The following is a 26,071-nucleotide window of genomic DNA, read 5'->3' on the forward strand; positions in this document are numbered from 1 at the left end:
CTGGAGGATCAGCGTGCCGCTGCCGGCTGCGGCGCGGCGGCGGTGGCCGGCGCTTTCGCGGCCTTCGGCCTGGGCACCGCCAGGGCACGCTCGATCGCCGCGACCACGGCCGGATCGTCGGGCGTGGTCTTGCTGCCGTAGCTGGCGATTAGGCGGCCGTCGCGGCCGAGCAGATACTTGTGGAAGTTCCACTTCGGCGCTTCGCCGGCGGCCTTGGCCAAGTCCTTGTAGAGAGGCGTCGCCTGTTCGCCGATCACATGCACCTTCTCGAACATCGGGAACTTGACCCCGTAGGTCAGGGTGCAGAACTCCTGGATCTGCTTTTCGTCCTCGAATTCCTGGGCCTTGAAGTCGCCCGACGGGAAACCGAGCACGGCGAAGCCCTTGCCCTTGTACTTGGCCTGCAGGCCTTCCAGGGCTTCGAATTGCGGGGTGTAGCCGCACTTGCTGGCGGTATTGACCACCAACACCACGTCGCCGCCGTAGCGGGCGCCGAGGTTGACCGCGGTCTTGCCGGCCAGCGGGCGGAAGCTGCGGTCGAGCATGGACCCACCGGCGGCGACGGCCGCACCGGCGGCCAGCACCAAGGACAGCAGCGCAACGGGGCCGGCGCAACGCGCCAGGCCTGAACGGGGGAGCGAAGAAGTCATCGGGCAGCCTCGGGAGGATCGATGGGGGAAAGCCGGCGGCGCCGGACGGGTTGGGCCAAGTATGACTTTAGTTGGGTCGGTATCGATTGACGCGACGTGTTTAGGTGTTATAGTTTCATACAACACCGGCCCACTAACGAGCAGGACGTTCGATATGAACCGCAAGCTCCACAATTCCATTTCAGCCCTGATGGCCGCCGGCGGCGCCCTGGTTCTGGGCCTGGTAGTCGCCTTCCCCTCCCCCGCGCCGGTTGCGTCCGCCGCCCCGGAACTGGCCATGCTGGCCGGCGACGCGGTGGCGACCCGCCCGATCCAGGTCGAGCTGGGCCAGATCAAGGCGCAGATCAGCTTCGACCGCGACTTCGTGGCGCGTGCCCGCAGCCGCCAAACCGACGTCGCCACCATCGCGCGCCGCATCGAAGCCAGCGCCGACCGGCTCGGCCAGGATGCCAGCGCCGCCGAAGTCAGTCTGTTCGTCGCCGGCATCGCCAGCGAAGTCGCCGACCTCACCGCGATCGCCAACGCGGTCGAGCCCCTCGTTGCCGCGGAGCCGGCAAGCACCGAAACCAAACGCAAGGCCGGGACCGCCGCGCGCCGTAACCGACGGAACCTCGTTATGCCTTACTTCTCCTTCCTGCCGCGGGGCTGAACCATGACCGCAATCCAATGGAGCGACGGCGCTCCAATCTATCGCCAGCTCAAGGAGCGCGTCATCGCGATGATGCTCGACGGCGTCCTCAAGCCAGGCGATGCCCTGCCGTCCGTGCGGCAGGTCGCCGCCGAATACCAACTCAACCCCATCACCGTCTCGCGCGCCTATCAGGAGTTGGCGGACGAGGCGCTGGTCGAAAAACGCCGAGGCCTGGGCATGTACGTGACCGAAGAAGCCGCAAGGAAACTGCTCGTCAACGAGCGCGAACGCTTCCTGCGCGAAGAATGGCCGCTGGTCCTGGAGCGCATCCAGCGCCTGGGCCTCAGCAACGAAGAACTGCTCGGTGCGCGCACCGGCAACGACAAGGCAGACGCCCCATGACCAATGCCATCCACATCGACCCCGGTCATATCGTCACCGCGCGCGGCCTGCGCAAGGTCTACAAGAACAAGCTCGCGCTCGATAACGCCGCCTTCGACATCCCGGCCGGCCGCATCGTCGGCCTGATCGGCCCCAACGGCGCCGGCAAGACCACCGCGCTCAAGGCCATCCTGGGCCTGATCGCTTTCGACGGCGAGTTGTCGGTGCTCGGCCGCGACCCGCGCCACGAACGCGACGCGCTGATGCGCGACGTGTGCTTCATCGCCGACGTCGCGGTGCTACCGCGCTGGTTGCGGGTGCGCGAAGCGATCGAGTTCGTCGCCGGCGTGCATCCGCGCTTCGACCGGGCCAAGTGCGAGCGTTTCCTGCACGGCACCCAGCTCAAGCCCAACCTGCGCGTGCGCGAAATGTCCAAGGGCATGATCGTGCAACTGCACCTGGCGCTGGTGATGGCCATCGACGCGCGCCTGCTGGTGCTCGACGAACCGACCCTCGGCCTGGACATTCTCTACCGCAAGCAGTTCTACCAGCGCCTGCTCGAGGATTACTTCGACGAGAACAAGACCATCCTGGTGACTACCCACCAGGTCGAGGAAATCGAACACATCCTCACCGACGTGATGTTCATCCGCGACGGCAAGGTCGTGCTCGACAGCCCGATGGAAGTGCTCGGCGAGCGCTTCATCGAAGTGCTGGTCAACACCGACTCCGCCGCCCAGGCGCGCGCGCTCAAACCGCTGGACGAACGTTCGCTGCCGTTCGGCAAGACCGTGATGTTGTTCGACGGCGTTCCGGCCGAGCAGTTGGCCGGTTTCGGCGAAGTACGTACGCCCGGCCTGGCCGATCTGTTCGTCGCCACCATGAAGGGGACCTACGCATGAACGTCGCCGACGATATCCTCGCCCCCGCCGCACCGCGCGCGGTCGCCGCGATCCCGCCGATGCAGACCTTCAAGATGCTGTTGCGGCGCGAGTTCTGGGAACACCGCGGCGGCTTCTTCTGGGCCCCGGTGATCACCGGCCTGGTCGCCATCGTGTTCTCGCTGTTCGGCGTGGTCGCCAGCTCGATCATGCTGCAGAGCGCGATCCGTCGCGGCGACGTGCACATGGACGGAGTCAACATCAACGTCTCCGGCCACGAGTCGGCGTTCGGCCTCGCCGGCGATATCGCCCTGCTCAGCGGCATGGGCCTGGCCTGCGTGGTGTTCGTGTTCGTGGTGTTCTTCTACGCCCTGGGCTCGATCTACGACGAACGCAAGGACCGCAGCATCCTGTTCTGGAAGTCGCTGCCGGTCTCCGACACCCAGGCGGTGCTGTCCAAGCTGTTGTGGGCGCTGGTGCTGGCCCCGGTGCTGGCGATCGGCATCGGCCTGGCGGTCGGCGCGGTGATGTGGCTGCTGTCGTGGGTCGCGGTGCTGCTCAACGGCGTGCCCGGCGCGAGCGGGGTCTTCACCGAAGCGCATCCGCTGCGCCTGGTCCTGCAGATCCTGTGCTCGATCCCGGTGTATGCGCTGTGGGCCCTGCCGACGGTCGGCTGGCTGATGCTGTGCTCGGCGTGGGCACGCAGCGTGCCCTTCGTCTGGGCGGTGGTGATCCCGCTGCTGGCCTGCATGTTCATCAGCTGGCTCGACATCCTGCCGGGCATCGAGATCCCGCACGACGCGATCTGGTACACGGTGGCGTTCCGCGGTCTGCTGAGCATCGTCCCCGGCAGCTGGTACCTGAGCCCGCAGATCAACGGCGTCGATACCAACAGTGTCATCAACGGCCCCGAGGACATCGCCCGCGCCATCGACTTCACCAGCAGCCTGCAGGCCTTCGCCACGGCCGACTTGTGGGTCGGTGCGGTACTCGGCGCGCTGATGGTCTACGCCGCGATCCGCCTGCGCCGCTGGCGCGACGAGGGCTGATCGCCGGCCTTCCGGTCCCGTTCGCGGACGGGACCGGAGCTCCGCCGCAACGCCGGCCCCATTAAAACCGGCCCCATTAAAACCGGCGCCACGAAAACCCGTCCCGCGAAAATAATTGCAACCCCGCTCGCCCGCGCCGCATCCATCGAACCGACCCTCAACTCCGGAGCGCCCGATGCGCCATACGATCCCCCTGCTCGCCCTCGCCCTGTCGCTGCCGTTCTCCGCCCAGGCCGCCGAACGCTGCGAGTTTTCCTCACCGCGCAATCTGCAGCTCGACCTGACCGGGGTGAAGGCGGTGGTCTTCGACATCGGCCCGGACGAGCTCAGCGTCACCGGCTCGCCGGGCGCCAAGGCCGCGGTCAGCGGCCGCGCCTGCGCCAGCAATGCGGCCGACCTGCCCGGCATGACCGTGACCCAGAAGCGGGTCGGCGACAAGCTGGTGGTCCTCGCCGAGCACCGTTCCAACATCAACTTCGGCCTCAACCGCTACAGCTACATGAAACTGCAGGCGACCGTGCCGGACACGATGATGGTCCAGCTCAAGGTCGGCTCGGGAGATGTCGACGTCGACCGCGTCGCCTCGCTCAGCGCCGACGTCGGCTCGGGCGACATCAAGGTCAGCAACGTGCGCGGCCTGGCCACCGCCGATGTCGGCTCCGGCGACGTCGATTTCCAGGACATCGGTTCGCTGCAGCTGATCTCGCTGGGCTCCGGCGACCTCACCGCCAAGCGCATCGCCCGCGACGCCAAGCTCGGCTCGATCGGCTCGGGCGACGTCGAACTCAGCAACGTCGGCGGCTCGGTCGAATTGAGCCGCATCGGCTCGGGCGACCTCGAAGTCAACGACGTGCGCGGCGACTTGCGCGTGCATTCGATCGGCAGCGGCTCGGTTAGCCATAACGGCGTCGCCGGCCGAGTTCACTTGCCGCAAGACGATTGATCGGGACGATTGATCCGGCCCCTCGTCCAGGCCGTCCTTATACCGTTCAGGAAAGCCCGCCATGAAAGCCGTACGTTCGCTCTCGCTTCCCTTCGCCATGTTGATCGCCCTGTCGGCGAGCGCTTGCTCGCAGGCGCCCGATACCAGCGTGAACGTTTCGGTGATCGCACCGATGAGCTGGGCCAACGATCGTGTGATCCTGCGCGGCAAGGACGGCGCCTATGCGGAAATCGGCGCCGACGGCACGCTGAGCCTCGACGGCAACGCGGTCGCCCTCAGCCCGGAGCAGCGGGCGATCAGTCAGCGCTATTTCGCCCACGCCATGAACATCAGCAAGGAAGGCGTCGCCATCGGCAAGGACGGCGCCGCCTTCGCCGGCAAGACCGTGAGCACGATCTTGAACGGCCTGGCGAGCGGCAATCCGGATTCGATCGGCACGAAAGTCGAGGCCGACGCGGCGGTGTTCGAACAGCGCGCGCAGAACATGTGCGACCGGCTCGCGGACTTGCGTACCGCGCAGGAAGAGCTCAGTGCAAGCCTGCCCGCGTTCGAGCCTTTCGCCGCGATCGAGGCCAGCTCGATCGGCGACTGCCGCAGCTGAGCGCAAGCGCGGAACCGGCGGCGGTCGCGACAGTTCGTCGCGACCGTGCGTTATGAGGAGCGAATCTTCGGCAACGGCATCCGCATCCTTGCGATGCGGACTTCGGCGACGTCGCTCGATATCGATGAATGTCCATCGACCCTACCCATCGATCGATTCCGGTGCGCAGTCGCCGGCCGCTGAACGATGCGGCCATCGCACAGAGTCCGGCCGATGACGGTCGCGCCCTCAAGCCCGACCTGGACGAGCCCGGCCTAAAGACGAGCCCGGCCTAAACCAGCCGTATCAAGACGAGCCGGAGCGAGCACGGCTGGCGCCTAAGCCGCGCCTCGGCGCGGCTGCAGTTTCGGCGGCGCCAAGGCGCCGCTCCCACTTCCGAACCGCGCCTGGACGCTGGCCCCGGGCACGATGACGATGCTCCAGCCGTGCCGAGGCACGGCCGGATCGCGCCACGAAGGGGTCGCTCAATGCGCCTTGCTGACGACCTGGTCGACCGTAGCCTGGGCCGCGACAGCGACCGCCGGGGCGGCATGGCTGGCCAGCAGCTCGGACTTCAGCTCGTCGCCGATGGGCACGCTCTGCGGGTTGCAACCGGCACAGGCGAACAGGGACAGGACGACGGCGTACCGAAAGAATCGAATCGAATTCATGAGCGAAGCTCCACTTCTGGTTATGGCTGACCGGATCGGATCCGGGGGTCGGGGGAAACAGCTCGTCCGGCCGCCGCTTGGCGACGGTCGACCGGACGTTGGGACATGAACCGCTCGATATACACCTGGCGTTGCAGACCGATTACCGCTCAATAACCGGCTGCGCGACGGGTCGTCGGCAAGCGTGCGAAAACTGGAAAACGGCGGACGCACCGCCCCATGCCGCGGAGCAAAGGGCGTCCGGCGGATGAGTCCGATGGCGGTTGGGTTCGACGCGACCTAGACCGGGCCGATGGCCCGGATGCCGGTTGTCGCTCGACCGCCCCTGCCGGTCTGTCCGACTGCCGCCGAGTATGTCCCGGCGACTGGATTGCTGCCTGTATGCGCAGCGAGGATAGCGAAACGGCCTCGTCGCGAAACCCCACTCAGGTCGCGAAATAAAATCCTCGAACAATTCGCTGACGGGCGCGATGTCCGGGCTACGTCCGTGAATGTGCCGTGAAATCGGAACGTTCGGGCATCCCGGCCGGAGATCCGGGCCGCCCTGGGCTCCGGCCCCCGGCGGCCGCTTCAACCGCCACCGCCGCCGCCTCCGTGAATGCCGCCGCGGGTCAGCGCGGTCGGGTCGAGCAGGCGTCGCAGCTGTTTTTCCGGCAGGCCGGTCGCAGCCATCGCCACCTCCAGCACCGGACGCCCTTCCTTGTAGGCCTGCTTGGCAATCGCCGCGGCCTTTTCGTAGCCGATGATCGGGTTGAGCGCGGTGACCAGGATCGGGTTGCGGTCCAGTGCTTCGCGCACATGCGCCTGGCGCACCTTCAAGCCGGCGATGCTGCTGTCGGCGAGCAGGCGCATGGCGTTGCCCAGCAGGCGGATCGAATCGAGCAGGTCGTGGGCGATCAGCGGCAGCATCACGTTGAGCTGGAAGTTGCCGCTCTGCCCGGCCACGGTGATCGCTGCGTGGTGGCCGATGACCTGCGCGCAGACCATCGCCAAAGCTTCGGGAATCACCGGATTGACCTTGCCCGGCATGATCGAGCTGCCCGGCTGCAGTGCCGGCAGTTCGATCTCGCCCAGGCCCGCGAGCGGCCCGGAGTTCATCCAGCGCAGGTCGTTGCCGATCTTCATCAGCGCCACCGCCAACGCATTGAGTTGACCCGACAGCTCGACCGCGTCGTCCTGCGCCGCCAAGCCCTCGAACTTGTCCGCGGCCGACTCGAACTTGCTGCCGGTCGCGGCCGACAAGGCCTTGGCCATGGCCTTGCCGAAGCGCGGATCGGCGTTGATGCCGGTGCCGATCGCGGTACCCCCGATCGGCAGACGCCGCAACCGCTTCAGGCTGTCCTCGATGCGCGCCTGCGCCGAGCTCAATTGCGCCGCCCAGGCGCCGAACTCCTGGCCGAAGGTCAGCGGCATCGCATCCATCAGATGGGTGCGGCCGGTCTTGGTGACCTTGGCCAGTTCCTTGGCACGCGCCTCGATGGTCTTGCGCAGGTGCTTGAGCGCCGGCAACAAGGCTTCGGTTACCGCCAACTGCGCCGACACCCGGATCGTGGTCGGGATGACGTCGTTCGAGCTCTGGCCGAGATTGACGTGGTCGTTGGGGTGGATCGCATGCTTGCCGGCGCGCGTGGCCAGGGTCGCGATGACCTCGTTGGCGTTCATGTTGCTCGACGTGCCCGAGCCGGTCTGGTAGACGTCGATCGGGAAGTGCGCATCGTGACGGCCTTCGGCGACTTCGGCCGCCGCGGCGCGGATTGCCGCCGCCGGGCCCTTGTCGAGCAGGCCGAAACCGGCATTGACCTCGGCCGCCGCGCCCTTGACCAGGGCCAGCGCGCGGATGAATTCGCGCGGCATCGGCACGCCGGAGATCGGGAAGTTCTGCACCGCACGCTGGGTCTGTGCGCCCCACAAGGCTTCGGCGGGCACGCTGAGCTCGCCCATGCTGTCGTGTTCGAGGCGGAAGCCGGCAGCGGGCTTGCCCGTCGCTCGCTTGCCCGTAGCGCCCTTGCCCGCCGCGGACGTATCCGCCGCGCGCTTGCCGTCGCGCTTGGGCGCGGTCTTGCTTGCGGTCTTGCTTTCACTCTTGGCGGAAGTCGCCATGGCCAGCTCCATCGATTCAAGGGGGACGCGAGGCGCCGCTGCGTATCGCGGATGCTGCGAGGATACGCCCGGCGGATCATGGGAGCTGGCGCGTGCAGCGGCTGGCGGGCGCCATCATGGCCACGACCGCGGCGGGCGTCGAGAGCGCGGCCGCGAACCGCCAAATCCGGCTGTATCCGGGTGTCTTGGAGGCGGCATGGGGGCCCGGAGCGGCCCGGGGCGGCGTGGCTGTAGAATGGCGGACTGTTTACTGCCCTGCGCGTGCCATGTCTGCCGACCCCAAGACCACCCTGCTCGCCCTGTCCCCGCTCGATGGCCGCTATGCCGGCAAGGTCGACGCGCTGCGGCCGATCTTCTCCGAATTCGGCCTGATCAAGGCCCGCGTCAAGGTCGAGGTGGAGTGGCTGCTGGCGCTGGCGAACGAGCCCGGCATCGTCGAACTCGAGCCGTTCTCGCAAGCCGCCGCCGCCCGCCTGCGCAAGCTCGCCGACGAGCTGTCGATCGAGGACGCGGCGCGGGTCAAGGAGATCGAACGCACCACCAATCACGACGTCAAGGCGGTCGAGTACCTGATCAAGGAACGCCTCAAGGACGACGCCGAACTCGGCCCGGCCCTGGAGTTCGTGCATTTCGCCTGCACCAGCGAGGACATCAACAACCTCAGCTACGCGCTGATGCTCAACGAGGCCCGCCAGCACGTGCTGCTGCCGCGCCTGGACGAGCTGATCCAGAAGCTGCGCGCGATGGCGCACGACTACGCCGCCCTGCCGATGCTGTCGCGCACCCACGGCCAGACCGCCTCGCCGACCACGGTCGGCAAGGAAATCGCCAACGTGGTCGCGCGCCTGCAACGCCAGGGCGAGACCCTCGCCGGCGCGCAGATGCCGGGCAAGATCAACGGCGCGGTCGGCAACTACAACGCCCACGTCTCGGCCTATCCGGACATCGACTGGCCGGCCTTCGCCCAGCGCTTCGTCGCTTCGCTGGGCCTGGACTGGCAGCCCTACACCACCCAGATCGAACCGCACGACGGCATCGCCGAAGTCTGCGACGCGCAGCGCCGCATCGACACGATCTGCATCGATCTGTGCCGCGACGTCTGGGGCTATATCTCGCTGGGTTACTTCAAGCAGTCGGTCAAGGCCGGCGAAGTCGGCAGCTCGACCATGCCGCACAAGGTCAACCCGATCGACTTCGAGAACGCCGAAGGCAATTTCGGCATCGCCAACGCCCTGTTCGAGCATTTCGCCGCCAAGCTGCCGATCAGCCGCTGGCAGCGCGACCTGACCGACTCGACCGTGCTGCGCGCGCTCGGCACCGCCTTCGGCCACGCCCTGATCGGCCTGGACGCGCTGCTGCGCGGCCTGGGCAAGCTCAGCGCCAACCCCGAGCGCCTTGCCGCCGATCTCGACGCGTCCTGGGAAGTGTTGGCCGAAGCGGTGCAGACGGTGATGCGCCGTCACGGCCTGCCGAACCCGTACGAACAACTCAAGGCGTTGACCCGCGGCCACGGCATCAACGAAGCCTCGATGCGCGAGTTCATCGCCTCGCTGGAGCTGCCGGCCGAGGACAAACAGCGCCTGATGGCGATGACCCCGGGCAGCTACACCGGCCTGGCCGAGAAGCTGGCGCGCGAGATCTGATTCGCGGACGACGATGCGATCCGCTCCAGGGTAGAAGCGGCGCGAGCCGCGACCGCGGGGTTGCAGATAGTTGCGCCCCGATCCTGGGGCGACGCGGTCGCGACTTGCGTCGCTCCTACCCCAAAGCCAAAAGCCGAAAGCCCGAGCGATGCGTCGCGTCTGTGTAGGAGCGGCGCGAGCCGCGACCGCGGGGTTGCAGGTAGTTGCGCCCCGATCCTGGGGCGACGCGGTCGCGACTTGCGTCGCTCCTACCCCAAAGCCAAAAGCCCGAGCGATGCGTCGCGTCTGTGTAGGAGCGGCGCGAGCCGCGACCGCGGGGTTGCAGATAGTTGCGCCCCGATCCTGGGGCGACGCGGTCGCGACTTGCGTCGCTCCTACCCCAAAGCCAAAAGCCCGAGCGATGCGTCGCGTCTGTGTAGGAGCGGCGCGAGCCGCGACCGCGGGGTTGCGGGTAGTCGCGCCCCGATCCTAGGGCGACGCGGTCGCGACTTGCGTCGCTCCTACCCCAAAGCCAAAAGCCCGAGCGATGCGTCGCGTCTGCGTAGAAGCGGCGCGAGCCGCGATCGCGGGCTTTCAGACAGCGGCGTCGCGAACATGGGGCGGCGCGGTCGCGACTTGCGTCGCTCCTACCCCACAGCCAAAAGCCAAGGGATGCGTCGCTCCTAAAGTTGGATAGAACGCGCTTTGCGCATCTTGCGGTTCCACTGCACGACGCGATCGAACATAGTGAGCGCCCCTTCGCTTCCGTTCGGATCCGCCGATGTCTTTGCGTGACGGCCTGCTGGCCGCTTCCCTGATCTGCGTATTGGCCTCCTGCGCGTCGACATCGACGCCCGCTCCCACCGCCTCCGCCGGCACCGCCGTCGCGCCGTGTGCGGCCGATCCGGACTGGAACCAGCCTACCCAGCCGCGCCGCATCCACGGCAATACCTGGTACGTCGGCACCTGCGGGCTCAGCGCGGTGTTGATCACCTCCGAGCAGGGCCATGTGCTGGTCGACGGCGCCACCGAAAAAGCCGCGCCGCAGATCGAAGCCAATATCCGCACGCTCGGTTTCGATCCGCGCGAGGTCCGCTATCTGCTCAATTCGCACGAACACAACGACCACGCCGGCGGCCTCGCCTATCTGCAGCGCGTCACCGGCGCGACCGTGGTCGCGCGTAGGCCAGCCATCGCCGCGCTGGAAACCGGCAAAGGCGACCGCAGCGATCCGCAGTTCCTGAGCGTGTCGCCGTTCCCGCCGGTGACCGCGGTACGCGCCATCGGCGACGGCGAAACCCTGAGCCTGGGGCCGATCGTGCTGACCGCACACGCCACTCCGGGTCACACGCCCGGCGGCACCAGTTGGAGCTGGCGCGCCTGCGACGGGGCCGGCGAGTGCCGCGCGATCGCCTATGCCGACAGCCTCACGCCCTTCACCGACGACGTGTACCGCTACAGCGACGAAACCGCCCATCCCGGCGTACTGGCCGCGTTCCGCCGCAGCATCGAGACCGTCGCCGCGCTGCCTTGCGACATCCTGGTGACCCCGCACCCCAACGCCAGTAACCTGCTGGCGCGACTGGACGCAGCGCCGGGTGCGCCGCAGGGCACTTCGACCGATTGTCGCGCGTACGCCGCGACCGGGGCCGGCAAGCTCGAAGATCGCCTGGCCAAGGAACGCGCGTCGGCACCTTGAGCCCGCGCCTGCCTGCCCCGCATGCGGGCTACGCCGACAACGGCATGGCCCGCATCGCCACACGGCCTTAGCGCGGGAGCGCGCATGATCGGCGGCTATCGCCTGCGGAGCCGCCCGATGAAACAATTGATCAACATCGACGTACCGCATCTCGACGAGGCCACCGCGTTCTATACCGAAGCCTTCGGCCTGCGGGTCGGCCGCCGTTTCGGCGATCAAGTGGTCGAACTGCTCGGCGGCGAAGCGCCGATCTACCTGCTGCTCAAGAAAGAAGGCAGTCAGGCCGCCGGACACGACGTACGGGTGTATTCGCGTCATTGGACGCCGGTGCACTGCGATGTGGTCGTCGACGACATCGAAGCCGCGCTCGCCCGCGCGGTCGCGGCCGGCGCGGCGCAGGAAGACCGTATCCGCAGCACCCGTTGGGGCCGCATCGTCCAGATCGCCGACCCGTTCGGGAATGGCTGGTGCCTGCTGCAGTTCGTCGGCCGCGGCTACGACGAGATCGCAAACCCGGACTGAGCTGGACTGATCTGCGCCCCCCGGGGCGAACCCTAGGCTAGGGTCCGCCCGGATGGCGGAGCGGCGCAGCTTGTGGCGAGATTCGCGGCAGCCGTCACAGCCCGGATCGCGGTCATGTCCTTCGTCACCGATTTCGTCCAAAGCGTCTCCCGTGTCGTCGAACAAGTCCTGCAGCAGGAGCCGCCGCCTCCGCCGCCGGCGCAGACTCCCGAACAGATTCAAGCGCGGGTCAACGCCGCGACCTCGAACCCGGAACAACGCGAACTGCTCACGCAGGGCTATACCCAGGCGCAGCAGGACCAGGACGGCGCCCTGTGGCAGCAGACCGAAGCGCTGCAAACGCTGTACCACGACCGTGAAGTGCTGGCCCTGAGCCGCTCGCTCGGCGCCGACGACCCGGTGCCGGATGGCTGGCATCGCGCCAGCGAGGCCGAGTTGGAGCAGTACGGGCTGACCCCGGAGCAGTTGCATCCCGAAGGCTCCGGCTTCAACGCCGAGCTGTTCATCCCCGACCCGGCGGTGTTCGGCCCCGATGCGGCGCCGGTGCTGCAGTTCGAGGGCACCGACTTCGCCGACCTGGAGGACGTCAACGCCGACGTCGCCCAGGCGCTCGGCAACGACGAGGCCTATTACAACCAGGCCATCGACATCGCCAGTTCGGTCGCCGAACACGGCGGCGACAACGTGATCTTCAGCGGCCACTCGCTCGGCGGCGGCCTCGCCACCGCGGCGGCGCTGGTCACCGGCAACCCGGGCATCGTCTCCAACCCGGCCGGCGTGAACCCGGCCACGGTCGAGGCCGCACTGGCCGAGCGCGGCCTCAGCTTCGAACAGGCCGACGGCAACATCACCACCTATAACGTCGACGGCGACCTGCTGACCGAATTGCAGGCCGCGACCTCGGGCTTGTCCGAGGACAACGCCGCCGGCTTCGCCGCCATCCTCAATGGCGTCGGCCTGGCCGCGAACCGTCTGCAGGACGATGTGGTGCTGCCGACCAACGCCACCGCCGACAGCGTGCTGGCCCTGCCCGACGCGGTCGGCCGCCGGGTCACCCTCGAGGCCACCGACGAAAACGGCGAAGCGCGTCCCGACATCGTCTCGCTCGACGACACCATCGACGGCATCAACGCCGCCTCCGACCAATTGCCGATCGGCGAACTCGGCGACATCGCCGAGACCGTCGGCGACGGCGGCGGCCTGTTCGGCGACATCGTCGGCGGCTTCACCGACCTGATCGACAGCGGCACCGAATTCATCGACGAGCATCTGCCCGGCCCGGCCGGCGCGATCCTCGGCGCGTTCGGCGACGGTGTGGAAACCCTCGGCGACGGCATCGAATCGCTGGGCGACCTGGTCGAGCAAGGCGGCGATCTGGCCGCCGACGCGACCGACGCCATCGAGACCGGCGTGGCCACCGCGATCGAGGCCGGGCTGGAGCCCGATACCATCCCCAGCGTGCTGGAAATGGTCGACCGGCATAGCTTCGGCGTGTTCGACGACTCCATGGCCAGCCACATCGACAGCGAAGAAGCGGCCTTGCGCGAACAGCTCGACGGCTGAGCCCAGGCCGATGAGCCTTGCCGAGCCGGACTCACGCCGGATGATTGCCGCAGTGGCCATACTGCCGACATGACCCGCGCGCCCTTCCCCCGAGGCGGTTCGTGCCCTCACTGGGCGCCTTCGCTGCTGGTGGCGCTGTGCGCCTGCAGCAACTCCGCACCGATGCCCGCGGTCGCACCCAAACCTTCTGCCGAGCCCGTCGTCGCCATGACCCCGAACCTGCACATCGAGCAACATTTCAACGGTCCGGAACTCGAACTCGCGCAGGCGGCCGCGGCCGGTCGCGGCGACGAGGTGCAGCGGCTGGTCAAGGAGCGCCACGCCGATGCGAATGCGGTGTCCCCGGGCGGCCTGCCGCTGTTGGCTTGGCCGGTGTTGCGCGGCAATGCCGCCGGCGTCGCCGCCTTGCTCGATGCCGGCGCCGACCCCAACCGCGCCGTGCCCGCGGTCGGCACGGTCATGGTGTGGGCGGCGAAAGCCGAATCGCCGGAGATCCTGCGCGCCTTCCTAGAACGCGGCGGCCGCGCCGACACCAGCGACCTCGACCGGCAACCGCTGACCCGGATCGCCGCGCTCGCCGGGCAATGGGACAACGTCAAATTGCTGATCGAGCACGGCGCCGACATCGATGCGCCGGCCCATGGCGACAGCGGCGACACCTTGCTGACGTATTACTCGCGCGGCCAGTTCGACAAGGCCCATTGGCTGCTCGAACGCGGCGCCGACCCCACCCACCGCCTCGAAAGCGCGGCCAAGCCCGAGCGCATCGGCGCCCAGACCGTGGTCGAGAACGTCTACTGGTGGCCGGTCGACGGCGGCAGATTCCCGCAACTCGCGCAATGGCAGCAGCGCTGTCAGCAATTGCTGGCCGCACGCGACCTGACCCTGCCGCGCGAGCCGGCGCATCTGCAGCGTTTGCGCCTGGCCCAGGGCGGCGGCGAACTCGGCGGCGGCGGCCAGGCCGCGCCAGCTACCCATCATGAAGGCGGCGGCGATCTCAAGACCGACATCGAACGCCGCGAAAGCGAACTGAAAGACGCGTTGACGCCGCGCTGATTCCGCTACCCACGACGACGCCAAGCGCGACGCCCCTGGCGTAGACTTCGCGCCCATGAAATCGCCTCTCATCGAAGTCGACGCCGCTCGACGCCCGCCGCTCGGCATGCCGCCGGCCGTGTTCCTGCGCGACTACTGGCAGAAACGCCCGCTGCTGATCCGCAACGCCTTCCCCGGCCTGCAATCGCCGATCCAACCCGAAGACCTGGCCGGCCTGGCCTGCGAGGAGGGCGTGCTGGCGCGCCTGATCCAGCACGATCGCGCGAACGATCGTTACTCGCTGCGGCATGGGCCGTTCGAGGAGTCCGAGTTCCCCGGCATGCCGCACCAGGACTGGACGCTGTTGGTCCAGGACGTCGACAAGTGGGACGCCGACGTCGCCGCCCTGTTGCCGGCCTTCGATTTCCTGCCGCGCTGGCGCATCGACGACATCATGGTCTCGTTCGCCGCGCCCGGCGGTTCGGTCGGCGCCCATGTCGACCAGTACGACGTGTTCCTGCTGCAGGCCCAGGGCCACCGGCGCTGGCAGATCGACGCCCGCCCCGGCGCGCCGCAGGACTTCCGCCCGGACGCCGAGCTCAAGCTGCTGCGCGAGTTCGAGCCGAGCCACGACTGGGTGCTCGGCCCCGGCGACATGCTGTACCTGCCGCCCGGCGTGCCGCACCACGGCGTCGCCGAGGATGCCTGCCTGACCTTCTCGGTCGGCATGCGTGCGCCCTCGGCGGCCGAGTTGATGGGCGACTTCATCGACACCCTGGCCGCCGAAGCCGACGAGAGCCTGCGCTACCACGACCCCGACCTGAGCCCGCCGGCCGATCCCAACGAGATCGATGCCGCGGCGATGGGCCGGGTGGTCGAGGCCTTGAACGTCCTGCGCATGAACGACCCCGACCGCCTCGGCGACTGGTTCGGCCGCTTCATCACCGTCTACCGCGCCGCCGGCGAAGTCTCGTCCGGCCATGACGACCCGCGCTCGCGCATCGAGATCGAATGGGACCTCGAACGCGGCGCCAGCCTGTGGCGCCATCCGTGGTCGCGCATGGCCTGGCGCAAGGCCCATGCGCAACCGGCCAAGCGGGCCAAAGCGCACGGCGCCGTGGCCCGGCTCTACGTCAGCGGCCAGGAATTCGCCCTACCCGCCGGCGACGCCCAGGCCATCTCGGCCGCCGCCGAAATCGACGCCGCCGTGTATTCGGCGCTGTCCGAAGCCGGCCGCGATTGCGTCCAGGAACTCATCGCCGCCGGCCACTACCGCCTCGGCATCGACGACGAGGACGCTGGGGAGGACGAATGAGCGCCGGGTTCCGGGTCGTCGCCGTCGCCGATTACGCCGCCGCCCTGGCGGCGCTGCGCGCGGTGCGCGAGGCCGTGTTCGTGCAGGAACAACAGGTCCCGGCCGAGATCGAACTCGACCCGCACGACCCGCTGTGCCAGCACGTGCTGGCCCTGGACGCCGAAGAACGCCCCATCGGCACCGGCCGGCTGACCCCGGACCGGCGCATCGGCCGCATGGCCGTGCTCGCCGGCTGGCGCGGCCGCGGCGTCGGCGAGGCCCTGCTCGATGCCCTGATCGAACGCGCCCGCCAGCTCGGCTGGCGCGAGCTGTCCCTGCACGCCCAGGCCAGCGCGATCGGTTTCTATGCCCGCCGCGGCTTCCTGCCGTTCGGCGATCGTTTCGTCGAAGCCGGTATCGATCACCAGTCGATGCGTTTGTTGCTCGACGCCGCCAACCCCGTCGAGACCCGCGCCGCCGCCCTCGCCGCCCTGGCCGGGGTCATCGCCAACGCCCGCCGCGGCCTGTCGATCTACAGCCGCGACCTCGACCCGGGCCTGCTCGACCGGCCCGAGGTGGTCGCCGCGCTGCGCCGGCTCGCCACCTCCGGCGGCGCGATCCGGGTGCTGCTGCACGACCCCGGCGCGCCGCAACGCGCGCTCGCACCGTTGATCGGGCTGAGCCAGCGCCTGTCGAGCGTGTTCGAGTTCCGCGCCATCGAAGAGCCGGTCGACCTGAAATATCCCTCGGCCTACCTGGTCAACGACCGCGACGGTTGGTACTACCGCCCCCTCGGCCACCGCTACGACGGCGAGACCCAGCTCGACGGCGGCGCACGCGCGCGCCAGCTGCGCGCGCATTTCGACCCGGTCTGGGAGCGCGCCCGCCCCTGCAGCGAGTACCGCGCGCTCGGAATCTGAGGCTCGGGTAAATCGTCGCCAAGCGGGCCTGGCGCGGGTCCCGCCACCCGCAATCGCCCTGCCGCCCCGCGCCAAGCGGCATTGCCGGAACGGTCCGTATCCGCCCCGGCATCGGATATCGAACAAAATCGGCCGCTTAGACATAAGTAGTTATGCCGCTGGCCTTAACACTACCGCTATAATTCCGGGCCTTGTCCGCGCGCCCCTGGCGTATGCGCGACCCCAATCCGCCCACCTAGAGTTTCCCGATAGCCATCGTGGACAGTCTCCTGAAGCAGTTCTCGCAATCCTCGCAACTCGGCGCCAACGCCGCCTTCATCGAAGACCTGTACGAGCAGTACCTGGTCGACCCCGAAAGCGTCGGGGGCAAATGGAAAGCCTATTTCGACGGGTTCAAGGGCCGCGAAGCCGGGGACATCCCGCATTCGGCCGCCATTGAAAGCATCGCCGCCGCCAGCCGCGCCGCCTCCCGGGGCGTCGTAACGGCCGCCGCGGGCGGTTCCCAGGCCAGCGACGAGCGCGAGCGCTCGGTCGGCAAGGTGATCACCGCCTACCGTTCGCGCGGCCACCTCGCCGCCAACATCGATCCGCTCGGCCTGCTCGAGAAGCCGGAAGCGCCGGACCTGGCGCTGGGCTTCCACCGCCTGTCCGAAAGCGATCTGTCCGGTGAGTTCAGCACCGGCGGCGTCGCCGGCAAGGAACGCATGAAGCTCGGCGACCTGCTCGCCCTGCTCAAGGCCACCTACACCGGCCCGATCGGCGCGGAGTTCATGCACATCGCCGACGCCGAACAGCGCCGCTGGATGTACGAACGCCTGGAAGGCGCCGGCGGCAAGTTCGCCCGCAGCGCCGACGACAAGAAGCGCATCCTCGAGCGCCTGACCGCGGCCGACGGCCTGGAGCGCTACCTCGGCACCAAGTACGTCGGCCAGAAGCGCTTCTCGCTGGAAGGCGGCGACGCGCTGATCCCGCTGATGGACGTGACCATTCGCCGCGCCGGCGATCAGGGCGTGCAGGACGTGGTGATCGGCATGGCCCACCGCGGCCGCCTCAACGTCCTGGTCAACACCCTCGGCAAGCCGCCGCGCAAGCTGTTCGACGAGTTCGAAGGCAAGTTCGACCACGACGAGCACGCCCACACCGGCGACGTGAAGTACCACATGGGCTTCAGCGCCGACGTCGCCACTCCCGGCGGCCCGGTCCACCTGGCGCTGGCGTTTAACCCCTCGCACCTGGAAATCGTCAACCCGGTGGTCGCCGGCAGCGTGCGTTCGCGCCAGACCCGCCGCGGCGAGAACGGTCGCGCGCAAGTGCTGCCGGTGCTGCTGCACGGCGACGCCGCGTTCGCCGGTCAGGGCGTCGGCATGGAGCTGTTCCAGATGTCGCAGGCGCGCGGTTTCGCGGTCGGCGGCACGGTCCACATCGTCATCAACAACCAGGTCGGCTTCACCACCAGCGAGCGCCAGGACGCGCGTTCGACGCTGTACTGCACCGACGTGGCCAAGATGGTCGGCGCGCCGATCCTGCACGTGAACGGCGACGACCCGGAAGCGGTGGTGTTCTGCGCCGAACTGGCGCTCGACTTCCGTCAGCGCTTCGGCCGCGACGTGGTCATCGACCTGGTCTGCTACCGCCGCCACGGCCATAACGAGGCCGACGAGCCGGCCGCGACCCAGCCGCTGATGTACCAGGTGATCCGCAAGCACAAGACCCCGCGCGAGCTGTACGCCGACCGCCTCGTTTCCGAAGGCGTGCTCAAGGCCGAAGACGCGCAGGCGTTGGTCGACACCTACCGCGACAAGCTCGATCAGGGCGCGGTCACCACCGAGCTGGTCGAGGTCAAGCCGGACGAGTTCACCATCGACTGGTCCAAGTACCTGTCGGGCAAGCTCAGCGACCCGGTCGACACCAAGTTCGAGCGCAGCAAGCTCGACGCCCTGGCCACCCAGATCAATGCGGTCGCCGACAACGTCAAGCTGCACCCGCGCGTGGCCAAGATCTACGAAGACCGCCGCAAGATGGCCGCCGGCGAGCTCGGCGGCGACTGGGGCTTCGCCGAGAACCTGGCCTACGCCACCCTGCTCAGCGAAGGCTACAAGCTGCGCCTGGTCGGCCAGGACAGCGGCCGCGGCACCTTCTTCCACCGCCACGCGATCCTGCACGAGCAGAGCACCGACGCCTACGTCATGCCGCTGCGCGAGCTGGTGCGCACGCCGTCGGACATGACCATCATCGACTCGCTGCTCAGCGAAGAAGCGGTGATGGCGTTCGAGTACGGCTATTCGACCGCCGATCCCATGACCCTGGACATCTGGGAAGCCCAGTTCGGCGACTTCGCCAACGGCGCCCAGGTGGTGATCGACCAGTTCCTGTCCTCGGGCGAAGCCAAGTGGGGCCGTCTGTGCGGCCTGGCGCTGTTCCTGCCGCACGGCTACGAAGGCCAGGGCCCCGAGCACAGCTCGGCGCGCCTGGAGCGCTTCCTGCAGCTGTGCGCGCTCGAGAACATGCTGGTCTGCGCGCCGACCACGCCGGCCCAGGCCTATCACATGATCCGCCGGCAGATGCGCATGAGCACGCGCAAGCCGCTGGTGGTGATGACGCCGAAGTCGCTGCTGCGCCACAAGCTCGCGGTCTCGACCCTGGACGAGCTGGCCAACGGCGAGTTCCAGCACCTGATCCCCGACGCCCAGGCCAACGTCAAGAAGGTCAAGCGCATCGTGCTGTGCTCGGGCAAGGTCTATTACGACCTGTTCGAGCAGGCGCAGAAGGACGGTCTGGAAGACGTCGCCCTGCTCCGCATCGAACAGTTGTATCCGTTCCCGCGCGAGCTGCTGGCGGCCGAACTCAAGCGCTACAGCGCGGCCAAGGACGTGGTGTGGTGCCAGGAAGAGCCGCAGAACCAGGGCGCCTGGTACCAGATCCGCCACCACCTGTCCGCCTGCCTGGCGCCGAAGCAGAGCCTGCATTACGCCGGCCGCGCGCGTTCGCCGTCGCCGGCGGCCGGCCACCTGGCCGACCACGTCGCCGAGCAGACCAAGCTGGTCGCCGACGCGCTGGTCAATTCGCTGCAAGGCGAGTCCAGCGCTGAATAAGCGCTGGCCTGCCGACCACACATCCAAGAACGACTCACACCCTTTCAAGCACTCCAGGATGCCTGCCCCATGAGCACCGAGATCAAAGTCCCCGTCCTTCCCGAGTCGGTCTCCGACGCCACGATCGCCACGTGGCACAAGAAGCCGGGCGATGCGGTCAAGCGCGACGAGAACCTGGTCGATCTGGAAACCGACAAGGTCGTGCTCGAAGTGCCCTCGCCGGTCGACGGCGTGCTCAAGGAAATCAAGTTCGAGGAAGGCTCGACCGTGACCAGCCAGCAGCTGCTCGCGATCGTCGAAGCCGGTGCCGCCGCCGAGGCCCAGCCCGCCGCCGCCGCTCCGGCCGCCGCCAAGGCCGAAGCGCTGCCGGCCGCCGGCGCCCAGCCGATCACGCCCAAGCCTGAAGCGCCGAAGGCCGCTGCGTCCAACGACCAGCTGCCGCCGGGCGCACGCTTCACCGCGAACAAGGAAGGCATCGACGCTGCCCAGGTCGAAGGCACCGGCCGCAAGGGCGCGGTCACCAAGGAAGACATCCTCAACTACGCCAAGTCCGGCGGCGTCGGCAACGCCTCGGGCGCGCGCCCGGAAGAGCGCGTGCCGATGACCCGCATGCGCGCGCGCATCGCCGAGCGACTGATGCAGTCGAAGAATTCGATCGCGATGCTGACCTCGTTCAACGAAGTCAACCTCGGCAAGGTCATGGCGATGCGCAAGGAGCTGGGCGAGTCCTTCGAGAAAGCCAACGGCGTCAAGCTCGGCTTCATGAGCTTCTTCGCCAAGGCCGCCGCCAACGCGCTGCAGCGCCACCCGGTGGTCAACGCCTCGGTCGACGGCAACGACATCGTCTATCACGGCTACGCCGACATCTCGATCGCCGTGTCGACCGACAAGGGCCTGGTCACGCCGGTCCTGCGCAATGTCGAGCGCATGGGCTTCGCCGAGGTCGAGAAGGCCATCGGCGACTACGCCAAGAAGGCGCGCGACGGCAAGCTGGCGCTGGAAGACCTGCAGGGCGGCACCTTCACCATCACCAACGGCGGCACCTTCGGCTCGCTGATGTCGACCCCGATCGTCAACCCGCCGCAGTCGGCCATCCTCGGCATGCACGCGATCAAGGAGCGCGCCATCGTCGAGAACGGCGCCGTGATCGCCGCGCCGATGATGTACATCGCCCTGTCCTACGACCACCGCATCATCGACGGCAAGGACGCGGTGCTGTTCCTGGTCGACATCAAGAACCAGCTGGAAAATCCGCATCGCATGCTGCTGGGAATGTAAGGGCGAGCTGAGAGTCAACAGGAGTGAGGAGTGAGTGGCGGACGTTGCCTTACTCATTTCTCACTTTTCCATACTCACTCCTTTTCTCCTGAATCATTTCGAGCCAACAAGGACCCCCAATGTCTGAGCAATTCGACGTAGTCGTCATCGGCGCCGGTCCGGCCGGCTATCACGCCGCCATCCGCGCCGCCCAGCTGGGCCTCAAGACCGCCTGCATCGACGCCGCACTCGGCAAGGACGGCAAGCCCGCCCTCGGCGGCACCTGCCTGCGCGTGGGCTGCATTCCGTCCAAGGCGCTGCTCGACAGCTCGCGCCAGTACTGGAACCTGCAGCACCTGTTCGGCGAGCACGGCATCAGCGCCGACAACGCCAAGATCGACGTCGGCACCATGGTCGGCCGCAAAGACAAGATCGTGAAGCAGTTCACCGGCGGCATCGCGATGCTGTTCAAGGCCAACAAGGTCACGCCGTTCTACGGCTTCGGCACCCTGCACCCGGGCAACATCGTCAAGGTCAAGCAGCACGACGGTTCGGAAGTCGAGCTCAAGGGCACCAACGTCATCATCGCCGCCGGTTCGGATTCGATCGAACTGCCGTTCGCCAAGTTCGACGGCGACAAGATCGTCGACAACGTCGGCGCGCTCGACTTCACCGAAGTGCCCAAGCGCCTGGGCGTGATCGGCGCCGGCGTGATCGGCCTGGAACTCGGCAGCGTGTGGAAGCGCCTCGGCGCCGAGGTCACCATCCTCGAAGCGCTGCCCGACTTCCTCGCCGTCGCCGACGCCGAAGTGGCCAAGACCGCCGCCAAGGAATTCAAGAAGCAGGGCCTGGAGATCAAGCTCGGCGCCAAGGTCAGCAAGGCCGAAGTGCAGAAGGACGGCGTCCATCTGACCTATAACGACGGCAAGGCCGACCAGCAACTGGTGGTCGACAAGCTGCTCGTCGCGGTCGGCCGCCGCGCCGCCAGCAAGGGCCTGTTGGCCGAGGGCACCGGGGTCAAGCTCAACGAGCGCGGCCAGATCGAAGTCGACGAGCACTGCCACACCGGCGTCGACGGCGTGTGGGCGGTCGGCGACTGCGTGCGCGGGCCGATGCTGGCGCACAAGGGCTTCGAGGAAGGCATCGCCGTGGCCGAGCTCATCGCCGGCCTGCCGGGCCACGTCAACTTCGACACCATCCCGTGGGTCATCTACACCGAGCCGGAAATCGCCTGGGTCGGCCAGACCGAGCAGCAGCTCAAGGCCGAAGGCACGCCGTACAAGACCGGCAGCTTCCCGTTCGCGGCGATCGGCCGTGCGGTGGCCATGGGCGAGCCGGCCGGCTTCGTCAAGGTCATCGCCCACGCCGAAACCGACCGCGTCCTCGGCCTGCACCTGGTCGGCGTCGGCGTCTCCGAGCTCGTCCACGAAGGCGTGCTGACCATGGAGTTCAAGGGCTCCGCCGACGACCTCGCCCGCATCTGCCACGCCCACCCGACCCTGTCGGAAGCGATCCACGATGCGGCCATGGCGGTCGACAAGCGCGCGATTCATAAAGCCAATTGACGGCCGGGATTCGGGAATGGGGATTCGGGATTCGCAACAGCGACCCCGCCTCGCCTGGTTCTCACGCAGACGCCAGGCCTAGCCTGGCGTTTTGCTTTTCAGGCCTCCCGGAGCCGAATCTCTCGCAACAATTCCCGCTTTTGCCAATCCCGAATCCCGACTCCCGAATCTCGAATCCCATGCAAACCCTCTGCGTCTACTGCGGCTCCAACTCCGGCTCCAAGCCGATCTATACCGAACGCGCGATGGCGCTCGGCACGCGCATGGCCAAGGACGGCATCGCCCTGGTCTACGGCGGCGGCAACGTCGGCCTGATGGGCACGGTCGCCGATGCGGTGCTCGAAGCCGGCGGCGAAGCGATCGGGGTGATTCCCGAGCAGTTGGTGAACTGGGAAGTCGCCCACCGCGGCTTGACCAAGCTGGAGATCGTCGGTTCGATGCACGAACGCAAAGCGCGCATGTTCGACCTCGCCGACGGTTTCGTCGCCCTGCCCGGCGGCTTCGGCACCCTCGACGAAATGTTCGAGATGCTGACCTGGCGCCAGCTCGGCATCGGCAACAAGCCTTGCGCCTTCCTCGACATCGACGGCTTCTACTCGCCGCTGATGTCGATGCTCGACCGGATGGTCGAAGAACGCTTCCTGCACGCCGACCAGCGCCGCGACCTGTGGCACGGCGACGACCTCGACACGATGCTGGCCTGGATGAGCGAGTACCAGCCGGCCGCCGCATCGAAGTGGATGGACGAGAAGCGGCGCAACGCCCTGCGCTAAGCTACAAAGCCCCAGGGACAGGAGGCCGACCATGCGCTGGATCGTATTGCCCTCGCTCTTGCTCGCCGTGGCGGCCTGCAAGCCGGCCCGGCCTCCGGTAAGCGGCATCGACCGCACCACGGTCGAGATCGAGCGCAGCGGTTGCCTCGATAGCTGTCCGACCTACAAGCTCAGGATCAACTCGGACGGCGTCGCGATCTTCAGCGCCCGCGACTTCACCGGCCGCCACCCGCTGCGCAGCGCCAGCGGCGACCTGGCGATTCCGTACGAACTCTCGGCTCAGGATCGACGCGCCTTGTTCGCTCGGGTGAACTCCAAGGCCTTTGCCGAGTTGCAGCCGGAGTACTCCGCGGGCGTCTCCGATGGCCCGACCTCCACGATCACCGTAAGCACGCCCTCCGGCGAGCGCCGCGTCGTCCAGAACGCCGTCGCCTGCCTGCGCGACCGCAAGAAACCGGGCGCCCTGTCGTCCACCTCGATCGACAAACGCGCCCGTTTCGTCCCCGACGTGTTCTGCGAGACCGTCGACCTGATCGAGACCGCCAGCTGCGCCGGCTACTGGTCGGCCGAAACTCGTCCGCCGCAAGACCCGAACGACCCCAGGCTGTCGCCGCCGACACGCTGCCGGTTGCCGTCGTTCGGTCGGGTGCCGAATGCGGGCGCCTCGCCCCCATGAGGCCTGCGAATCTCTCCCTGTAGGAGCGGCGTGAGCCGCAACCGCGTTCCTTCGATCTAGCGTCGTCGCTCGCCGCAGCCCCGGGGTAGGAGCGACGCGAGTCGCGACCGCACTCTGACGGCCTGGCGGCGCTGTTCGACGCGGTTCCTGTAGGAGCAGCGTAAGCCGCGACCGCGCCGTAACGGGTTTGCGGCGTTTCTCTCAAGCTAGATCAAGCTAGATCAAGCTAGATCAAGATCCAGAACCAGATCCAGATCCAGATCCAGATCCAGATCCAGATCAAACGCTAAAAGCTTCCGCCACTAAAGCGGCGGGTTACTTTCTTTTGTCATAAGCAACAAAAGAAAGCTAACTGCACTGTCAACGTCTAAGTGCAGCAAACGAGTCGAAAACACTCTGACGAACCTTCGCGGCTAACTCAGGCATGCCCAGCTCACGCAAGAACACCACCGCCGGGAATTGATAGCCCAACGACGCCCGTGGCCGCGTGTTGAACTCATGAGCGATTCGATCCAATTGCCGTTGCGTGTAGCCCGACAGATCGGTGCCCTTCGGAAAATATTGCCGGAGCAGACCGTTGGTGTTCTCGCAGATGCCGCGCTGCCAAGGACTGCTTGGGTCAGCGAAGTAGACCGATACGTTGGTGCGCTGGGTCAATACCCGATGCAGCGCCATCTCCTTGCCCTGGTCGTAGGTCAGCGTCTGCCTCGCCGATAGCGGCAAACGACGCAGCACCCGGCTGAATCCCTCCAGCGCGTCAGCGGCCGTGCAACCACGCATCCGCGCCAGCACCGTGAACAGGGTCTTGCGGTCCACCAGCACGCCGATCGCCGAAGCGTTGCGTGCGCCGACCAGGAAATCGCCTTCCCAGTGGCCGGGCACCAGGCGTTCGGTGGCGGCGGGCGGACGCAGGTGAATACTCTGCACATCCAGCATCCGACCGCGCCGCTCCGGGCCCCGTGCGGACGAACGGCGGGCAGCGCGCTGCTGCTTCAGTAAACGAGTCAGCTCCCGCCGAATGGGGCCACGGGGCATGGCATAAATCGCCGTATAGATGGTCTCGTGCGACACCCGCCACTCCGGTCGGTCAGGATATTCTTCGCGCAGTCCCTGGCTGATCTGACGTGGCGACCAATAACGTGCCAGTCGCCGCTGCACCTCCAGCCACAAGGCACTGTCGGCGCTCAGCTTGCGCTCGCGTCGCGCTCGACGGCGCAAGCGCCGCGCCCGTTCGCCAGCACGAACCGCATCATAGCCTCGCCGGGGTCGACCCAGCGCCGGGGTGGGCCCCGGCGTACGCACCCCATTGCGGGCCAATTCGCGCGACACGCTGCTATCGGCACGCCCCAACATTCGGGCGATAGCGCGGCCGCTATGGCCATGCTGCTTCATGGCCATGAGCACACCGCGTTCTTCGGCGCTGAAGTGGCTGTACTGGGTTCCCATGCGCTGACCTCAAGGGTGGGTGATGCGCTTGAGGTTAGACAGTGCACACCAAAGAAGTTGCTTCTCTTTGAATCACAGGCCCGCACGTTCGTTGCCGACGCAGGGATTTTTCATACGGGACATCCCTGTCCCGATGAAAAACGGCGCGCATCCCTGCGCGCCGCCCTCCGGGTCTCCGATTGCCTTCGCTAGTGCGAATCGGCGCACAGCAACGGCAACCGCTACGACGGCTCGTTCAGGCGCTGGGGTAGGAGCGGCGCGAGCCGCGACCGCGATCCGCGGCCGCCGGCGCGAGTGATCGTGGTTGCTTGGCCGCGGCTCACGCCGCTCCTACATAGGCGGATCACCGTTGCTGTTGCTGTTGCTGTTGCTGTTGCTGTTGCTGTGAATAGCTTGGCGCAGCGACGAGCTCGCGAGAACACCTGGAGACCCGGAGGGCGGCGCACAGGACGTGCGCCGTTTTTCGATAGGACAAGGATGTCCTATCGAAAAATCCCGGCGCATGCGGCGAACTCGCAAGGGAGCTTCGTCAAGGAAAAGCATTTTTCTTTGGTGACTTTCTTTTGTTGCTTTGGACAAAAGAAAGTTACCCGCCGCTTTAGTGGCGGAAGCTCTAGGCGTTTGATCTTGATCCTCATCTTTCTTGAGCGATACGCCACGAGACCGCCAGAGCGCGGTCGCGACTCGCGTCGCTCCTACCCTGGGACTGCGGCGAACGACG

At 67.4% G+C, this 26,071-nt stretch carries 22 protein-coding genes; 18 read left to right on the plus strand and 4 right to left on the minus strand.

Annotated elements, in window-relative coordinates; translation table 11 throughout:
- Window positions 1-8: 8 nt before the first annotated feature.
- Entirely contained in the window at window positions 9-650 is a 642-nt protein-coding gene (locus GLA29479_RS04980; RefSeq protein ID WP_057917887.1) for a glutathione peroxidase, read from the minus strand.
- 154 nt (window positions 651-804) lie between these two features.
- On the opposite strand from GLA29479_RS04980, the gene GLA29479_RS04985 reads away from it, so the two are divergent.
- The 6 genes from GLA29479_RS04985 to GLA29479_RS05010 all read left to right on the plus strand — a co-directional run bounded on the left by GLA29479_RS04985 (window position 805) and on the right by GLA29479_RS05010 (window position 5,136).
- Window positions 805-1,299 (plus strand): hypothetical protein, encoded by a 495-nt coding sequence (locus GLA29479_RS04985; RefSeq protein WP_031372975.1) that lies wholly within the window; start codon window positions 805-807, stop codon window positions 1,297-1,299.
- Between the two features lie 3 nt (window positions 1,300-1,302).
- On the plus strand, window positions 1,303-1,683 hold the full coding sequence (locus tag GLA29479_RS04990) for a GntR family transcriptional regulator (protein WP_057917886.1): 381 nt from the start codon (window positions 1,303-1,305) through the stop codon (window positions 1,681-1,683).
- On the plus strand, window positions 1,680-2,564 hold the full coding sequence (locus tag GLA29479_RS04995) for an ABC transporter ATP-binding protein (protein ID WP_031372977.1): 885 nt from the start codon (window positions 1,680-1,682) through the stop codon (window positions 2,562-2,564). Before GLA29479_RS04990 ends, GLA29479_RS04995 begins: the two co-directional genes overlap by 4 nt.
- A complete protein-coding gene (locus tag GLA29479_RS05000; RefSeq protein ID WP_237051777.1) occupies window positions 2,561-3,592 on the plus strand; it encodes an ABC transporter permease in 1,032 nt (343 codons plus the stop codon). The genes GLA29479_RS04995 and GLA29479_RS05000 overlap by 4 nt, the downstream gene beginning before the upstream one ends.
- A gap of 175 nt (window positions 3,593-3,767) precedes the next feature.
- Window positions 3,768-4,535, plus strand: a complete 768-nt coding sequence (locus tag GLA29479_RS05005; RefSeq protein ID WP_057917884.1) for a DUF4097 family beta strand repeat-containing protein — start codon at window positions 3,768-3,770, stop codon at window positions 4,533-4,535.
- 61 nt (window positions 4,536-4,596) lie between these two features.
- Window positions 4,597-5,136 (plus strand): YggN family protein, encoded by a 540-nt coding sequence (locus GLA29479_RS05010; RefSeq protein ID WP_144436360.1) that lies wholly within the window; start codon window positions 4,597-4,599, stop codon window positions 5,134-5,136.
- A gap of 464 nt (window positions 5,137-5,600) precedes the next feature.
- Here GLA29479_RS05010 and GLA29479_RS05015 read toward each other — a convergent pair whose 3' ends face one another.
- Window positions 5,601-5,786: a hypothetical protein gene (locus tag GLA29479_RS05015; RefSeq protein WP_057970966.1), complete on the minus strand. Its 186-nt coding sequence runs from the start codon at window positions 5,784-5,786 to the stop codon at window positions 5,601-5,603.
- Between the two features lie 570 nt (window positions 5,787-6,356).
- Complete coding sequence (locus tag GLA29479_RS05020; RefSeq protein ID WP_082638289.1) at window positions 6,357-7,886, minus strand: class II fumarate hydratase; 1,530 nt, start codon at window positions 7,884-7,886, stop codon at window positions 6,357-6,359.
- Between the two features lie 266 nt (window positions 7,887-8,152).
- Between GLA29479_RS05020 and purB the strand changes: the two genes are divergently transcribed.
- The 12 genes from purB to GLA29479_RS05080 all read left to right on the plus strand — a co-directional run bounded on the left by purB (window position 8,153) and on the right by GLA29479_RS05080 (window position 23,904).
- Window positions 8,153-9,529, plus strand: coding sequence for an adenylosuccinate lyase (gene purB / locus GLA29479_RS05025; RefSeq protein WP_057917881.1), 1,377 nt, complete (start codon window positions 8,153-8,155; stop codon window positions 9,527-9,529).
- A 760-nt stretch (window positions 9,530-10,289) separates the two neighbouring features.
- Window positions 10,290-11,207 (plus strand): subclass B3 metallo-beta-lactamase, encoded by a 918-nt coding sequence (bla, locus tag GLA29479_RS05030; protein ID WP_082638290.1) that lies wholly within the window; start codon window positions 10,290-10,292, stop codon window positions 11,205-11,207.
- 117 nt (window positions 11,208-11,324) lie between these two features.
- On the plus strand, window positions 11,325-11,729 hold the full coding sequence (locus GLA29479_RS05035) for a VOC family protein (RefSeq protein WP_057920048.1): 405 nt from the start codon (window positions 11,325-11,327) through the stop codon (window positions 11,727-11,729).
- 114 nt (window positions 11,730-11,843) lie between these two features.
- Window positions 11,844-13,292, plus strand: coding sequence for a Tle-like phospholipase domain-containing protein (locus GLA29479_RS05040; RefSeq protein ID WP_057970967.1), 1,449 nt, complete (start codon window positions 11,844-11,846; stop codon window positions 13,290-13,292).
- A gap of 207 nt (window positions 13,293-13,499) precedes the next feature.
- Window positions 13,500-14,348 carry an ankyrin repeat domain-containing protein gene (locus GLA29479_RS05045; RefSeq protein WP_057970968.1) on the plus strand — a complete coding sequence of 283 codons (849 nt, stop codon included), beginning with the start codon at window positions 13,500-13,502 and terminating at the stop codon, window positions 14,346-14,348.
- Window positions 14,349-14,403: 55 nt separating this feature from the next.
- On the plus strand, window positions 14,404-15,642 hold the full coding sequence (locus GLA29479_RS05050) for a ribosomal protein uL16 3-hydroxylase (protein WP_057970969.1): 1,239 nt from the start codon (window positions 14,404-14,406) through the stop codon (window positions 15,640-15,642).
- The gene (locus tag GLA29479_RS05055) at window positions 15,639-16,541 is read left to right on the plus strand and encodes a GNAT family N-acetyltransferase (protein WP_057970970.1); all 903 of its coding nucleotides are present in this window, start codon (window positions 15,639-15,641) and stop codon (window positions 16,539-16,541) included. Before GLA29479_RS05050 ends, GLA29479_RS05055 begins: the two co-directional genes overlap by 4 nt.
- 257 nt (window positions 16,542-16,798) lie before the next feature.
- On the plus strand, window positions 16,799-19,633 hold the full coding sequence (locus GLA29479_RS05060; protein ID WP_057917876.1) for a 2-oxoglutarate dehydrogenase E1 component: 2,835 nt from the start codon (window positions 16,799-16,801) through the stop codon (window positions 19,631-19,633).
- Window positions 19,634-19,702: 69 nt separating this feature from the next.
- Window positions 19,703-20,911, plus strand: coding sequence for a dihydrolipoyllysine-residue succinyltransferase (gene sucB, locus GLA29479_RS05065; protein ID WP_057970971.1), 1,209 nt, complete (start codon window positions 19,703-19,705; stop codon window positions 20,909-20,911).
- Window positions 20,912-21,030: 119 nt separating this feature from the next.
- Window positions 21,031-22,455 carry a dihydrolipoyl dehydrogenase gene (lpdA, locus tag GLA29479_RS05070; protein ID WP_057917874.1) on the plus strand — a complete coding sequence of 475 codons (1,425 nt, stop codon included), beginning with the start codon at window positions 21,031-21,033 and terminating at the stop codon, window positions 22,453-22,455.
- A gap of 179 nt (window positions 22,456-22,634) precedes the next feature.
- On the plus strand, window positions 22,635-23,228 hold the full coding sequence (locus GLA29479_RS05075) for an LOG family protein (RefSeq protein WP_057970972.1): 594 nt from the start codon (window positions 22,635-22,637) through the stop codon (window positions 23,226-23,228).
- A 31-nt stretch (window positions 23,229-23,259) separates the two neighbouring features.
- Window positions 23,260-23,904: a DUF6438 domain-containing protein gene (locus GLA29479_RS05080; protein ID WP_057970973.1), complete on the plus strand. Its 645-nt coding sequence runs from the start codon at window positions 23,260-23,262 to the stop codon at window positions 23,902-23,904.
- Between the two features lie 360 nt (window positions 23,905-24,264).
- Here the strand turns inward: GLA29479_RS05080 and GLA29479_RS05085 are convergent, their stop codons facing one another.
- Window positions 24,265-25,350 carry an IS30 family transposase gene (locus GLA29479_RS05085; protein WP_082638292.1) on the minus strand — a complete coding sequence of 362 codons (1,086 nt, stop codon included), beginning with the start codon at window positions 25,348-25,350 and terminating at the stop codon, window positions 24,265-24,267.
- Between the last annotated feature and the right edge of the window lie 721 nt (window positions 25,351-26,071).

The sequence above is a fragment of the Lysobacter antibioticus genome (assembly GCF_001442535.1).
Taxonomy (GTDB): domain Bacteria; phylum Pseudomonadota; class Gammaproteobacteria; order Xanthomonadales; family Xanthomonadaceae; genus Lysobacter; species Lysobacter antibioticus.

Bases quoted from the DNA above. Each gene is read 5' to 3' on its own strand.
- sucB (WP_057970971.1), top strand. From the start codon at position 19,703: ATGAGCACCGAGATCAAAGTCCCCGTCCTTCCCGAGTCGGTCTCCGAC.
- GLA29479_RS05080 (WP_057970973.1), top strand. From the start codon at position 23,260: ATGCGCTGGATCGTATTGCCCTCGCTCTTGCTCGCCGTGGCGGCCTGC.
- GLA29479_RS05045 (WP_057970968.1), top strand. From the start codon at position 13,500: ATGACCCCGAACCTGCACATCGAGCAACATTTCAACGGTCCGGAACTC.
- GLA29479_RS05055 (WP_057970970.1), top strand. From the start codon at position 15,639: ATGAGCGCCGGGTTCCGGGTCGTCGCCGTCGCCGATTACGCCGCCGCC.
- GLA29479_RS05050 (WP_057970969.1), top strand. From the start codon at position 14,404: ATGAAATCGCCTCTCATCGAAGTCGACGCCGCTCGACGCCCGCCGCTC.
- GLA29479_RS05015 (WP_057970966.1), bottom strand. From the start codon at position 5,786: ATGAATTCGATTCGATTCTTTCGGTACGCCGTCGTCCTGTCCCTGTTC.
- GLA29479_RS05040 (WP_057970967.1), top strand. From the start codon at position 11,844: ATGTCCTTCGTCACCGATTTCGTCCAAAGCGTCTCCCGTGTCGTCGAA.
- GLA29479_RS05085 (WP_082638292.1), bottom strand. From the start codon at position 25,350: ATGGGAACCCAGTACAGCCACTTCAGCGCCGAAGAACGCGGTGTGCTC.
- GLA29479_RS05075 (WP_057970972.1), top strand. From the start codon at position 22,635: ATGCAAACCCTCTGCGTCTACTGCGGCTCCAACTCCGGCTCCAAGCCG.
- GLA29479_RS05000 (WP_237051777.1), top strand. From the start codon at position 2,561: ATGAACGTCGCCGACGATATCCTCGCCCCCGCCGCACCGCGCGCGGTC.
- GLA29479_RS04990 (WP_057917886.1), top strand. From the start codon at position 1,303: ATGACCGCAATCCAATGGAGCGACGGCGCTCCAATCTATCGCCAGCTC.
- lpdA (WP_057917874.1), top strand. From the start codon at position 21,031: ATGTCTGAGCAATTCGACGTAGTCGTCATCGGCGCCGGTCCGGCCGGC.
- GLA29479_RS05005 (WP_057917884.1), top strand. From the start codon at position 3,768: ATGCGCCATACGATCCCCCTGCTCGCCCTCGCCCTGTCGCTGCCGTTC.
- GLA29479_RS05035 (WP_057920048.1), top strand. From the start codon at position 11,325: ATGAAACAATTGATCAACATCGACGTACCGCATCTCGACGAGGCCACC.
- GLA29479_RS05010 (WP_144436360.1), top strand. From the start codon at position 4,597: ATGAAAGCCGTACGTTCGCTCTCGCTTCCCTTCGCCATGTTGATCGCC.
- purB (WP_057917881.1), top strand. From the start codon at position 8,153: ATGTCTGCCGACCCCAAGACCACCCTGCTCGCCCTGTCCCCGCTCGAT.
- GLA29479_RS04985 (WP_031372975.1), top strand. From the start codon at position 805: ATGAACCGCAAGCTCCACAATTCCATTTCAGCCCTGATGGCCGCCGGC.
- GLA29479_RS04995 (WP_031372977.1), top strand. From the start codon at position 1,680: ATGACCAATGCCATCCACATCGACCCCGGTCATATCGTCACCGCGCGC.
- GLA29479_RS04980 (WP_057917887.1), bottom strand. From the start codon at position 650: ATGACTTCTTCGCTCCCCCGTTCAGGCCTGGCGCGTTGCGCCGGCCCC.
- GLA29479_RS05020 (WP_082638289.1), bottom strand. From the start codon at position 7,886: ATGGCGACTTCCGCCAAGAGTGAAAGCAAGACCGCAAGCAAGACCGCG.
- bla (WP_082638290.1), top strand. From the start codon at position 10,290: ATGTCTTTGCGTGACGGCCTGCTGGCCGCTTCCCTGATCTGCGTATTG.